13 protein-coding genes are annotated in these 12,313 nt (G+C 73.5%); 5 read left to right on the top strand and 8 right to left on the bottom strand.

Annotated features, from left to right (window positions below; genetic code table 11):
* Positions 1–14 precede the first annotated feature (14 nt).
* The gene (locus tag OG403_RS22945) at positions 15–581 is read right to left on the bottom strand and encodes a DNA-3-methyladenine glycosylase I (protein ID WP_329567324.1); all 567 of its coding nucleotides are present in this window, start codon (positions 579–581) and stop codon (positions 15–17) included.
* On the bottom strand, positions 578–985 hold the full coding sequence (locus OG403_RS22940; protein WP_329567323.1) for a DivIVA domain-containing protein: 408 nt from the start codon (positions 983–985) through the stop codon (positions 578–580). Before OG403_RS22940 ends, OG403_RS22945 begins: the two co-directional genes overlap by 4 nt.
* Positions 986–1,185: 200 nt before the next feature.
* Between OG403_RS22940 and folP the strand changes: the two genes are divergently transcribed.
* Positions 1,186–1,998, top strand: coding sequence for a dihydropteroate synthase (gene folP / locus OG403_RS22935; protein WP_329572465.1), 813 nt, complete (start codon positions 1,186–1,188; stop codon positions 1,996–1,998).
* Between the two features lie 28 nt (positions 1,999–2,026).
* Here the strand turns inward: folP and OG403_RS22930 are convergent, their stop codons facing one another.
* Both OG403_RS22930 and dapE read right to left on the bottom strand, forming a co-directional pair.
* The gene (locus tag OG403_RS22930; RefSeq protein WP_329567321.1) at positions 2,027–2,866 is read right to left on the bottom strand and encodes a TIGR00730 family Rossman fold protein; all 840 of its coding nucleotides are present in this window, start codon (positions 2,864–2,866) and stop codon (positions 2,027–2,029) included.
* Between the two features lie 125 nt (positions 2,867–2,991).
* Positions 2,992–4,086 carry a succinyl-diaminopimelate desuccinylase gene (gene dapE / locus OG403_RS22925; RefSeq protein WP_329567319.1) on the bottom strand — a complete coding sequence of 365 codons (1,095 nt, stop codon included), beginning with the start codon at positions 4,084–4,086 and terminating at the stop codon, positions 2,992–2,994.
* Between the two features lie 144 nt (positions 4,087–4,230).
* Here dapE and OG403_RS22920 point away from each other — a divergent pair, with 144 nt between their 5' ends.
* Together OG403_RS22920 and OG403_RS22915 are read left to right on the top strand one after the other, a co-directional pair.
* On the top strand, positions 4,231–5,247 hold the full coding sequence (locus OG403_RS22920; RefSeq protein WP_329567317.1) for a hypothetical protein: 1,017 nt from the start codon (positions 4,231–4,233) through the stop codon (positions 5,245–5,247).
* A gap of 364 nt (positions 5,248–5,611) precedes the next feature.
* Positions 5,612–6,583, top strand: a complete 972-nt coding sequence (locus OG403_RS22915) for a hypothetical protein (RefSeq protein WP_329567315.1) — start codon at positions 5,612–5,614, stop codon at positions 6,581–6,583.
* A 188-nt stretch (positions 6,584–6,771) separates the two neighbouring features.
* Here OG403_RS22915 and dapC read toward each other — a convergent pair whose 3' ends face one another.
* Positions 6,772–7,914: a succinyldiaminopimelate transaminase gene (gene dapC / locus OG403_RS22910; RefSeq protein WP_442910959.1), complete on the bottom strand. Its 1,143-nt coding sequence runs from the start codon at positions 7,912–7,914 to the stop codon at positions 6,772–6,774.
* A gap of 4 nt (positions 7,915–7,918) precedes the next feature.
* Complete coding sequence (fdxA, locus tag OG403_RS22905; protein WP_266294097.1) at positions 7,919–8,248, bottom strand: ferredoxin; 330 nt, start codon at positions 8,246–8,248, stop codon at positions 7,919–7,921.
* A 141-nt stretch (positions 8,249–8,389) separates the two neighbouring features.
* Between fdxA and OG403_RS22900 the strand changes: the two genes are divergently transcribed.
* Both OG403_RS22900 and OG403_RS22895 read left to right on the top strand, forming a co-directional pair.
* Positions 8,390–9,409: a GNAT family N-acetyltransferase gene (locus tag OG403_RS22900; protein ID WP_442911084.1), complete on the top strand. Its 1,020-nt coding sequence runs from the start codon at positions 8,390–8,392 to the stop codon at positions 9,407–9,409.
* A 113-nt stretch (positions 9,410–9,522) separates the two neighbouring features.
* Positions 9,523–10,407: a transglutaminase-like domain-containing protein gene (locus OG403_RS22895; protein WP_329567307.1), complete on the top strand. Its 885-nt coding sequence runs from the start codon at positions 9,523–9,525 to the stop codon at positions 10,405–10,407.
* 19 nt (positions 10,408–10,426) lie between these two features.
* On the opposite strand, the gene OG403_RS22890 is transcribed toward OG403_RS22895, so the two are convergent.
* Positions 10,427–11,056, bottom strand: coding sequence for a response regulator transcription factor (locus OG403_RS22890; protein WP_329567305.1), 630 nt, complete (start codon positions 11,054–11,056; stop codon positions 10,427–10,429).
* 20 nt (positions 11,057–11,076) lie between these two features.
* On the bottom strand, positions 11,077–12,306 hold the full coding sequence (locus OG403_RS22885; protein ID WP_329567303.1) for a sensor histidine kinase: 1,230 nt from the start codon (positions 12,304–12,306) through the stop codon (positions 11,077–11,079).
* Between the last annotated feature and the right edge of the window lie 7 nt (positions 12,307–12,313).

Genomic DNA, 12,313 nt, shown 5'->3' with positions numbered 1-12,313 from the left:
CGGCTGGCGGCAGGTCAGCGGGCGTGGCAGTCGGCCAGGTGGTCGTTGACCAGCCCGCAGGCCTGCATCAGCGCGTAGGCGGTGGTCGGGCCGACGAACCGGAAGCCCTGCCGCTTGAGCTCCTTGGCCAGCGCCGTGGACTGCGGGGTGATCGCCGGGACCTCGGCCGGGCTCCGCGGCGCGGGCCGGTCCGGATCGCCCGCGAACCGCCACACCAGCGCGTCCAGGCCCCCGTCCAGGGCCTGGGCCGCGCGGGCGTTGGCCACGGCCGCGGCGATCTTCAGCCGGTTGCGGATGATCCCGGGATCCGCCAGCAGCCGGGCCTCGTCCTGTTCGGTGAAGGCCGCCACCTCGGCGATCCGAAAGCCCGCGAAGGCGGCCCGGAAGCCCTCCCGGCGGCGCAGGATGGTGATCCAGGACAGCCCCGACTGGAACGCCTCCAGGCAGATCCGCTCGAACAGGGCGTCGTCGCCGTGTACCGGCTTGCCCCACTCGGTGTCGTGGTAGACCCGGTAATCGTCGGTCGACTCGCCCCAGGGGCAGCGCAGCAGGCCGTCCGGGCCGGGCTCGAGAATCGTCACTCCTGCCCCGCGTGCTCGGGCGTGTCCGGCACGGTGGCACCGCGCCCGCCGACGGCCTCATCGGTGGCCTCATCGACGGCATCGCGGCCGGCCTCGGCACCGGGGTCCGCCGCGCCGCCCCGCACCGCCACCGCGGCCTCCAGCTCCGCGATCCGCGAGTCGCGGTAGGCGAGCTCGGCGCCGAGCCGGTCGAGCACGTCGTCCACCTCGTCCATCCGGTAGCCGCGCACGGCCATCGGCAGCCGGATCTCGTCCACGTCCTGCCGGCTCAGCGGACGTTCCTGCGGCAGCCGGGCCGCGATCCGGTCGTGCACGGCCTCCGGCAGCGAACCACCGCCGCCCAGCGCCACCAGCGCGGCACCGCCGACCACCACGGCCATCGCCACCACGATCACCCAGAACACGAGCTGTCCTCCCGACACGTGAGTATGCGGCCGTGTGAGGGATCATGGGTCCCTGGGAAAGGCCGGGGCCCCATCATCGCACCAGGGTCCCCCTGGTTTCGATACCGGCGATACTGCGATACCAGCCCGCGAGGGCCGAAGGAGCGAGGGTGGCACTGCGCCTGGGACCGCGTGAGTTCGGCGCGGATGAGCTGGTCATCATGGCCATCGTCAACCGCACCCCGGATTCCTTCTTCGACCGCGGCGCCACGTTCGCCGACGAGCCCGCCTTCGCCGCCGCCGAGCGGGCGATGGCCCAGGGCGCGGCGATCCTGGACATCGGCGGGGTCAAGGCCGGCCCCGGCGAGGAGGTGACGGTCGAGGAGGAGCTGCGGCGCACCGTGCCGTTCGTGGCCGAGCTGCGCAAGCGCCACCCCGAGGCCGTGATCAGCGTGGACACCTGGCGGCACGAGGTGGGCGAGGCGGTCTGCGAGGTCGGCGCGGACCTGCTGAACGACGCCTGGGGCGGGGTCGACCCCAAGCTCGCGGAGGTGGCCGCCCGGTACGACGTGGGCCTGGTCTGCACCCACGCCGGCGGCGCCGAGCCGCGCACCCGGCCGCACCGGATCGGTTACCAAGACGTGATGGCGGACATCCTGCGGGTCACCGTCGGCCTGGCCGAGCGGGCCGCCGCGCTCGGGGTGCGGCGGGACGCGCTGATCATCGACCCCGGGCACGACTTCGGCAAGAACACCCGCCACTCGCTGGAGGCGACCCGGCGGCTGCCGGAGATGACCGCCACCGGGTTCCCGGTGCTGGTCTCGCTCTCCAACAAGGACTTCGTCGGCGAGACCCTGGACCAGCCGGTCGACCAGCGCCTGCTCGGCACCCTGGCGACCACCGCGGTCTCGGCCTGGCTGGGCGCCCGGATCTACCGGGCGCACCAGGTGGCCGAGACCCGGCAGGTGCTGGACATGGTCGCCTCGATCCAGGGCGTCCGGCCCCCGGCGGTGGCCCGCCGGGGGCTGGCCTAGGACGCCCGGCGGCGCGGACCGACCTCCCTCAGATCTCCCCGCTGGGCCGCCGGGACTCGGCGAGGATCTTCAGCACCTCGTCGATCTCGTCGGTGACGTGGAACAGCTCCAGGTCGGCCGGCGAGGCCTTGCCCTGCGCCACCAGGGTGTCCCGCAGCCAGTCGACCAGGCCGCTCCAGTAGGCCGAGCCGAAGAGGATCACCGGGAACCGGGTGACCTTCTTCGTCTGCACCAGGGTCAGCGCCTCGAAGAGCTCGTCCAGCGTGCCCAGGCCCCCGGGCAGCACCACGAAGCCCTGCGCGTACTTCACGAACATCGTCTTGCGGACGAAGAAGTAGCGGAAGTTCAGGCCCAGGTCAACGTACTCGTTCAGCCCCTGCTCGAACGGCAGCTCGATGCCCAGCCCGACGCTGAGACCGCCCGCCTCCGAGGCGCCGCGGTTGGCCGCCTCCATCGCGCCCGGCCCGCCGCCGGTGATCACCGCGAAGCCGGCCTCGGCCAGCGCCCGCCCGATCGCCACGCCGGCCGCGTAGTCGGCCGAGTCGACCGGGGTCCGGGCCGAGCCGAAGACGCTGACCGCGGTGGGGAGTTCGGCGAGCGCGCCGAAGCCCTCGACGAACTCCGAGGTGATCCGCCAGACCCGCCAGGGGTCGGTGTGCAGCCAATCGGTCGGTCCGGTGGTGTCCAGCAGACGCTGGTCGGTGGTGCCCGGCTCGACCTGGTCCCGGCGCAGCAGCACCGGGCCCTTCCGCTTCTCCGGCCAGCTCCTCTTCGGCGGCCGCTCCCCCTCGGGGGTCGGCTCCACCAGCTCCGGGCCGTGCCCGAAGCGCCGCTCGTCTGCGCCGTCCTGCGCTGATGTCCCTGTCATGACGAAACTCTACGCCCGGCGGGGGTGCCTGACGGGGAACCTCCGGCAGGCGGGCAGCTGACGGAACGGCGACGCCTTTGCCGATCGGGCGGCGCCACCCGGCCCGGGCGGCGCCGCGTGCCGCGCTACTCGGCGCCGCCGAGCCAGCTGCGCAGCTTGCGCTCGACGTCGGCGATCGCCGCCAGCGAGACGTGCTCGTCCCGCTTGTGCGCCAGGTTCGGGTCACCGGGGCCGTAGTTGACGGCGGGCACGCCGAGCGCGCTGAACCGCGCCACGTCGGTCCAGCCGAACTTGGCCCGGGCCTCGCCCCCGGTGGCGGCCAGGAAGGCCTGGGCGGCCGGCTGGGAGAGACCGGGAAGCGCGGCGGGCGAGATGTCCACCAGCTCCAGCTCGAATCCCGCGAAGACCTCGCGCAGGTGCGCCTCGGCCTGGTCCACCGTGCGGTCGGGCGCGTAGCGGAAGTTGACGGTCACCACGCACTCGTCGGGGATCACGTTGCCGGCCACGCCGCCGCTGATACCGACCGCGTTGAGGCCCTCGCGGTACTCCAGGCCGTCGATATCGACCCGGCGCGCCTGGTAGCCGGCCAGCCGGCCGAGCACCTCGGCGGCGTGGTGGATGGCGTTGTCGCCGTGCCAGCTGCGGGCCGAGTGGGCCCGGACACCGGTCAGCGTGATCCTGGCCCGCAGGCTGCCCTGGCAGCCGCCCTCGACCATCGCGCCGCTGGGCTCCATCAGCACCGCGAAGTCGGCCGCCAGCCAGTCGGGGTGCTGGGCCACCAGGTGCCCCAGACCGTTGCGCACCGCGTCGACCTCTTCGCAGTCGTAGAAGACGAAGGTCAGGTCGCGGTTGGGCGCGGGCAGCGTGGCGGCCAGCCGGAGCTGGACAGCCACCCCGGACTTCATGTCGGCGGTGCCGCAGCCCCAGAGCAGGTCGCCGTCCAGCCGGGAGGGCACGTTGTCGGCGATCGGCACGGTGTCCAGGTGACCCGCCAGCAGCACCCGCTCGGCCCGGCCCAGATGGGTGCGGGCCACCACGTTGTTGCCGTACCGATCGACCGTCAGGTGCGGCAGTTCGCGCAGCGCGGCCTCGACGGCGTCGGCGAGCGCCTGCTCATCGCCACTGACCGAGGGGAAGTCGACCAACCGGGCGGTGAGCGCACCTCCGTCCAGGGTCAGGTCGAGGGCGGTCGGGACACTGGTTTCCGGCAGGCTGCTCATGGTCGGCAAGCCTAACCGGGGCGATCCGACCGGGCCCGGACGGCACACGCCGGCGGTCCGGCAGGTGGCGGAACGCAACCAGCTGGGACCGCACAGTCGTCCGCACCGGTGGTGACTGAGTACGGTGTGCCAGGACAACGCGAGGTGAGAGGGGCCACGGTGGCCAACAAGGAGGAGACGGTCCGTGGCCGTCAGCGTCGGCGGCGACCGCTGCGCTGGCTGCTGACGGCCGTGCTACTGGTCGGCGCGGTGATCGCGGGCCTGGTGCTGTGGAACCGCAACTACAACGGGCTGGCGGCCGAGCAGTGCGAGGTCACACCGGCCGGCGGTCAGCCGATCCCGATGGACCTGGACCAGGGCTCGAACGCGGCGACCATCGCCGCCGTGACGATCTCCCGCGGGCTGCCGGAGCGGGCGCTGACCATCGCGCTGGCCACCGGGCTGCAGGAGTCCAAGCTGCACAACCTGCCGGGCGGCGACCGTGATTCGGTGGGCCTCTTCCAGCAGCGGCCCTCCCAGGGCTGGGGCACCGAGCAGCAGATCCTCGACCCGGTGTACGCGACCAACAAGTTCCTGGACGCGCTGGTGAAGGTACCCGGCTACGCCCGGCTGCCGCTCACCGAGGCGGCGCAGGACGTGCAGAAGAGCGGCTACCCCGGCGCGTACGCCAAGCACGAGGCGAACGCCACCGCGCTGGCCGAGGCGCTGACCGGGCGGGCCCCGGCCGCGTTCAGCTGCACCGTGCACGAGTTCGCGCAGCCGCTCACCGCGGACAGCGACGACTCCTCGCCGAGCCCCACGGCCGGACCGGCGACCACCTCCGACACGGCGCGGCAGCTGACCGACCGGGTCCGCCGCGAGTTCGGCCAGGCGGTCAGCGCGGCCCCGGCAAGCGGGAACGGCACGCCGGGGACGACGCTCGCGCTCACCCCCGACCCGTCGGCCGACACCGACCCCGGAGCGGACGCGCAGACGCAGAGCGGCTGGGCGGTGGCGCAGTGGGCGGTGGCGCACGCCCAGGAGTTGGGCATCGGCACCGTGGCCTACGACGGCAAGGGCTGGCGGATCGACCGCTCGGCCTCCGGCTGGCAGACCCAGGCCACCGGGACGACGACGAGCCAGGTGCTGGTCACGCTCGGGATGCCCACCGGGAAGAAGTGACGCACCGCCCGGGAAATCCGGCGGGAAGGGCCACCCCGTCAAGGGATGTTGACGAATACCCGGCCGAGCGCCCCTCCGACGGGTGAATCAGGCCGCGCCACCTGGACGCGTCCATCAGGGTGGAGCGGTCCGCCACGGCCGTCGCCCGGCTGATCGTCCGTCGACGCACCGGAGGGGCCAGGCAAGGGGAGTGACGTTTCTTCGACCGGGCGTGGCGGCGCCGCCACGCCCGGTTCGACAGAAAAGCGATCATGCGATCTTTAGTCGCCCTTTACCTTGGCCCGCCGAAACCTTCTCGCTCCTCAAGCGGTAATCACGGCGTCCGCCCGGCGGACCTGTCGTGTCGTCACTTCTTAGGAGCACCATGTCCCTCCCCCTCTCACGCCGGATCGCCCAGGCCGCACTGCTCGTCGCGGCCGGTGCGACCCCGCTGGTCGCCGCCGGGTCGGCGTCCGCCTCCCAGCTGGTGCCGCAGGGCACCGACCTCGCCCAGGGGATCAGCAGGCTGGACGGCGTCACCTCGCACTCGAACCTGAAGGGGGAGGCACACCAGCTGGGCCAGGCGCTGGGCACCACCGGCGCGGTGCTGAGCGGGACCGCGCTGCCGGCCGCCACCGATGCCGCCGCCACGGCCGCCAGCGACAAGCTGCCGGACAGCGAGAAGCTGCTCGGCCCGCTCGGCCACCACGACGGCTCCACCACGGCGACCGACGGCCAGCTGGCCGAGCTGGGCAAGCTCACCGCCCTGACGCCGCTGGGCGGCGTCCTGCCGAGCGCTGCGCAGCGGTCGATGCCGGCCACGTCCTCGATGCCTGGCCTGCCCGCCTCGCCGCTGTCCGGCGTCGGTTCGCTGCCCGCCCCGCCCACGGTGACCGGGGTGGACAAGGTGGTGAACGCCGAGACCCTGAACCACCCGGTCACCGCCACCAGCCAGCTGGCGGGGCAGATTCCGGCCACCAGCAGCCTGGCCGGGTCGCTGCCGAGCGAGGACCGGCTGGCCTCCGCGCTGCCCGCCACCGACCGCCTGACGGGCTCGCTGCCCTCGACCGGCAACACGCTCGGCTCGGTGCCGATGGTCGACAAGCTGGCCGGTCAGCTCCCCGCCACCCAGCAGCTGGGCGCCCTGCCGAGCACCGACCAGCTGGCCCACGGGGCGCCGAACACCGGCGACCTGCTGCACCCGGCCCAGGCCGCCGACGCCCTGCACCTGCAGCAGCTCAGCGACCAGACCGGCGACAGCACCCACCGGCTGGGCGGCCTGCCGGACCTGGGCGCGGTGAGCAACCTGCTCGGCGGGCTGGGCGGGACCACGCAGCACCTGCCCACGGTGGACTGACGACGCGGGAGCTGACGCCGGACGACGGCGGCGGGCGGCTGACTGCGGGCGGATGACGGCCGACGGATGACAAGAAGCGGATGGCAGCTGACAGAATCTGAAATCTGTCAGCTGCCATCCGCTGTCGCATTCCCGCCGGCCCGTCGCGGTCAGCCCGCGACAGTCGGCCCACGACCATCAGCCCGCCGTCACCCGCGCAGGCGCCGCACCGCCGCCGCGACCCGCTCGTCCGTCGCCGTGAAGGCGACCCGGACGAACCGCTCACCGGCCGGCCCGTAGAAGTCACCGGGCGCCACCAGGATGCCCAGCCCGGCCAGGTGCGCCACGGTGTCCCAGCAGGGCTCGTCGCGGGTGGCCCACAGGTAGAGGCTGGCCTCGGAGTGCTCGATCCGGAACCCGTGGCCCTCCAGCGCCGCCCGCAGCGCCGCCCGCCGCGCCGCGTACCGGGCACGCTGCTCCGCCACGTGCGCGTCGTCGCCGAGCGCCGCGATGGTGGCCGCCTGCACCGGAGCCGGCACGATCATGCCGCCGTGCTTGCGGATCTCCAGCAGTTCGCGCACCACCACCGGATCGCCCGCCACGAAGGAGGCGCGGTAGCCGGCCAGGTTGGACCGCTTGGAGAGCGAGTGCACAGCGAGCAGCCCCTCGTGCGAGCCGCCGCAGATGTCGGCGCGCAGCACCGAGACCGGCTCGGCCTCCCAGCCCAGCTCCAGGTAGCACTCGTCGCTGACCAGCAGCACCCGGTGCTCCCGGGCCCAGGCCACCGCCCGCCGCAGCTGGTCGGCCGTCAGCACCCGACCGGTCGGGTTGGACGGCGAGTTCAGCCAGAGCAGCCGCACACGCGCCGGATCCAGCTCCGCGACGTCCTCGTACTCCACCGCCTCGGCGCCGCAGAGCCGGGCGCCGACCTCGTAGGTCGGGTAGGCGAGCCGCGGGTAGGCCACCTGGTCACCGGGGCCCAGGCCGAGCTGACCGGGCAGCCAGGCCACCAGTTCCTTGGAACCGACGGTCGGCAGCACCGCGGTCGGCTCCAACTCGGCGCCGCAGCGCCGCCGCAGCCAGTCGGTGATCGCCCCGCGCAGTTCCAGCGGCCCCCAGACGGTCGGGTAGCCAGGAGTGTCACTGGAGGCCGCCAGTGCCTTCTGGATCAGCTCGGGCACCGGGTCCACCGGCGTGCCCACGGAGAAGTCGCACAGCCCGTCCGGGTGGGCCAGCGCCGTCGCCTTGTAGGGCTCCAGCTTGTCCCAGGGGAAGACCGGCAACAGATCGGATACGCGGCGCGCCGCCCCCGGGTGTCCCGGGAACGGCGCGCGCGGTGCGTTGGTACTCACTGGCTCAGTGCTCGTCCTGGTTCTGCGGCGGCAGGGCGGCGATGAACGGGTGGTCCCGCTCGATCAGGCCGAGCTTGGAGGCACCACCGGGCGAACCGAGGTCGTCGAAGAACTCGACGTTCGCCTTGTAGTAGTCCTTCCACTCCTCCGGGGTGTCGTCCTCGTAGAAGATCGCCTCGACGGGGCAGACCGGCTCACAGGCGCCACAGTCGACACACTCATCCGGATGGATGTAGAGCGAGCGCTCGCCCTCGTAGATGCAGTCAACCGGGCACTCTTCGATGCACGCCTTGTCCTTGACGTCGACACAAGGCTGCGCGATGACGTAGGTCACGCTGTCGTTCCTCCTCGGTTGGGCCGGTGCCCAAACTATCTTCTTGCGTGCGCGGGTGAGCGCGGCGTCGTCGATGCCCGCCCCTAGTATCGCGGGTCAGAGACCACAAATGCACCGGAGGTCAGCTTGAGCGGCACCCCGATTCCGGTCGGCGCCAACCCCGAGGTCCGGATAGAACCCTCTGACGTGGGACGACGCGTGTCCGTGCGGCGGATCGAGGTGCCGGTGGACCCGGCCACCGGGCGGGCGTCGTTCCGCGATGTGATCGGTGTGCTCACTTCGTGGAACGATCATGAGCTGATCGTAGTCGCCAGGGACCGCTCCGAAACGCGGATTCCGGTCAATCGCCTGGTCGCCGGAAAGGTCGTCCCGCTCTTCCCGGCCCGGACCGCGCCGCTGCCCGCCACCGACCCGGTCGAGCTGCAGCGGATCGCCGCACGCGGCTGGCCGGCCGTCGAGCAGCAGCGGCTCGGCGAGTGGACGCTGCGGGCCTCGGCCGGCTTCACCCGCCGGGCCAACTCGGCGCAGGCGCTCGGCGACCCCGGTCTGCCGCTGCCGCAGGCACTGGACCGGGTCCGGTCCTGGTACGCCGAGCGCGCGCTGCCCGCCTGGGTCGAGGTGACGCTCCCCGGCTCGCCGGCCGGGCTGGCCGAGGAGCTGGACCGGCTGGGCGCCCAGTACTCCCCCACCCACGTGCGCACCGCGCCGCTGGCCCCGCTGGTCAGGGCCGGCCGCGGCAGCGGCGCGACGGACCGGGTGCGGCTGTCCCGCACCGCGGGCGCCGACTGGCTCTCGGCCTACCGGCGGGCGGGCGACAACCCGGCCGCGGACCGGGCCGCCCAGCAGGTGCTGCACGGCGGCCCCTCGGTCTGGTTCGCGACCGTGGCCGACCCGCACGGCCCGGTGCCGCTGGCGATCGGACGGTGCGTGATCGACGGCCCGTGGGCCTGCTTCGGGGCCATCGAGGTACGCCCGCAGGCCCGTCGGCAGGGCCTGGCGACGGCGCTGATGGCGGTGCTCGCGGCGCGCGCCGCCGAGGAGGGCGCGCACGGCGCCTACCTGCAGGTGGAGGCCGAGAACAGCGGTGCGCTCACGCTCTATGACGGCCTCGGCTTCACGACCAGTCACACTTACCACTACGCCCGTCTTCCACAGGCGTAGCCGTCCGCGTAGGTTCCCGGCAGACGCCGTTGCCCGGACGGGTAACCGCAGACCGGAACCCGTGAGCCCCCGTACGCCGAAAGCCGTCACGCACGAAAGCCGCCGCAGCCACCGTGACCGAGCAGAGCAGAGCCCGTTTCCGCGCCGAAGCCAGGTCCGAGCAGCCCGATCCGGTGCTGCTCTGCCTGCTGGCCGCGGCCGAACACACCCTGGCCGACTCCGGCTGGCCGCAGGACGACGACCCGCAGCCGCCGCCGACCCTGGAGGCGCTGCTGGCCGCCTGCCAGGCCGCGCTGGACCGGCACGCGGCGACGGTGCGCCGCGCGGTGGCCGAGCGCGCGCCGGCCACCCCCGAGGAGACCGCCGCGCTGCTGGCGGCGGTGCTGGGCGGGCGCGAGCGCTTCCACGGGCGGCCGTCGGACTACCGGCGGCTGGAGTCCTCGCTGCTGCCCGAGGTGCTGCGGCGCCGCCGCGGGCTGCCGATCATGCTGTCGCTGGTCTGGTCGGCGGTGGCCGCCCGCGCCGGGCTGACCGTGCACGGGATCGCGCTGCCGGGCCACTTCATCGTCGCGGTGGGCGGGCCCGAGCCGGGCGACGAGTACGTGCTGGCCGACCCGTTCCACGGCGGCCGGCTGCTCTCCTCCGAGGACGCCGCCACCATCGTGATCGCCGCCGGGCACCGCTTCACGCCCGAACTCCTGACGCCGGCCCAGCCGCTGGACCTCACCCTGCGGGTGCTGGGCAACATCCGGGCCTGGGCGGCCGAGCGGCCCGAGCAGGCCCGGGTCCAGCTCTGGGCGACCGAGCTGTCCCTGCTGCTGCCCCGCCACCCGGCGCAGCTGCGCCTGGAGCGGGCCGAGTTGCTGGTCCGCACCGGCGACTTCCTGCGCGGCGCGGCCGAAATGGACGACTACGCGCGGATCCTGGACGCCTTCGACCCCGAATCCGCCGCCCGGGTCCGCCAGGAGGCCAGAGCGGCCCGGCACCGGCTGAACTGAGCCGGGCGCCGACGGACCGTCACATCCAGCCCTTCTCCTTGGCGATCCGGACCGCCTCGGCCCGGTTGCGGGCGCCGGTCTTCTGGATCGCCATCGAGAGGTAGTTGCGCACGGTGCCCTCGGACAGGTGCAGCCGACGGGCGATGTCGGCGTTCACCGCGCCGTCCGCGGCCACCGCCAGCACCTCCAGCTCCCGCCCGGTCAACGGGTTGGCGCCCTCGGCCAGCGCCGCCGCCGCCAGCGTCGGGTCGATCACCCGCTCACCGCGCAGCACCCGCCGCACCGCCTCGGCCAGTTCGGCCGCCGGCGCGTCCTTGACCAGGAACGCGTCCGCCCCCGACTCCATCGCCTTGCGCAGGTAGCCGGGGCGCCCGAAGGTGGTGGCGATCACCACCCGGGTGCCCGGGCTGCGCCGCCGCAGCTCGGCCGCCGCCTCGATGCCGGTCATCCCGGGCATCTCGATGTCCAGCACCGCCACCTGCACCTGGTGAGCGAGGACCGCGTCGACCACCTCGTCCCCGCGCGCCACCTGCGCGACGACGTCGATGTCACCCTCCAGCCCGAGCAGCGCGGCCAGCGCCTCCCGGACCATCCCCTGGTCCTCGGCGAGCAGTACCCGGATCCCGCCGACGCTCTGATCATCAGTCATGCGGCAGACCCTAACGGTGGCTAAGCCTCGACCTTGACACCCAGCGGAACCAGTGCGCGCAGCCGGAAGCCCTTGCCACCACGACCGGGCGAGGTCTCCAGCCGGCCCCCCACCAGGGCGAGGCGCTCGTCCAGCCCGGACAGGCCGTTGCCGGGGGCCGACTTGCCGGGCCCTCGGCCGTTGTCGGTGATCTCCAGGACGGCGAACCGGGCTCCGTCGCCGTCCCAGGTCTCGTCCAGGGCCACGGTGCAGAGGCTGGCCCCCGCCGCGTGCCGGACGATGTTGGTGACCGATTCGCGCAGCACCCAGGCCAGCGTCTCGGCCTCGGCGGCCCCGAGCCCCGGCCGGCTCTCGGCGAGCCCGGACGGCGCCTCCAGGCCCACCCCGGCGGTGGCCAGCGCGCTGCGGGCGGCGGCCAGTTCGGCCGGCAGCGAGGGCTTGCGGTAGCCGCTCACCGCGCTGCGCACATCGATCAGCGACTGCCGGGCCACCTGCTCGATGTCGGCCACCTGGGCCCGCGCGGCCTCGCCCTTCTCAGCGTCCATGAACCGCCCGGCCAGCTCGCTCTTGAGGGTGATCAGCGAGAGCGAGTGCCCGAGCAGGTCGTGCAGGTCACGGGCCATCCGCAGCCGTTCCTCGGCGGCGGCCAGCTGGGCCGCGGTCTCCCGTGCCTCGCGCAGCTCGCGCATCGCGCCGACCAGCCGCTGCAGCCCGGTCATCGCCGCGCCGCTCAGGAAGGTCGGCAGCAGCAGGGAGCCCAGCGAGGACCAGTCCGCCCCGCAGGCCAGCCCGATCACGACCATCAGCACGGTGGCACCGAGCACGGCGCGCAGCGCGAGCCGCGGCGGCAGCACCGCCCCGGCGGTCACCGACAGGTAGGTGATCAGGACGAGCCACTGCTCACCCAGGCTCAGGCCGGTGACCACCGCGATGACCAGCATCGCCGCCAGCAGCGGATAACTGCCGCGCCACCGCGGCCCGTTCATCGAGCGCAGCAGGACCAGCGTGAGGTAGCAGCCGAGGAACCCGACCAGGGCCACCCAGCCGAGCACCGTCGCGACCAGGCCGTGGTGGCCGCTCAGCAGGTCCTGGATCGGATAGATCACATAGACCATCCACAGCAGCATCCAGCAGAGCTTGACCAGCAGCTGCCTGCGGTTCTCGGCCGGGGCACCGGGGTACGACAGGAAGAGCCCCCGGCCCTCCTTCCCGGTCGTGGCGGGGCACTGGTCCGGGGGCGCGTCGGGCATGCGGGAC

Source organism: Kitasatospora sp. NBC_01266 (genome assembly GCF_036242395.1).
GTDB lineage: Bacteria > Actinomycetota > Actinomycetes > Streptomycetales > Streptomycetaceae > Kitasatospora.
The sequence above is the reverse complement of the archived record's forward strand: the minus strand, read 5'-3'. Positions and strand labels throughout refer to the sequence as shown.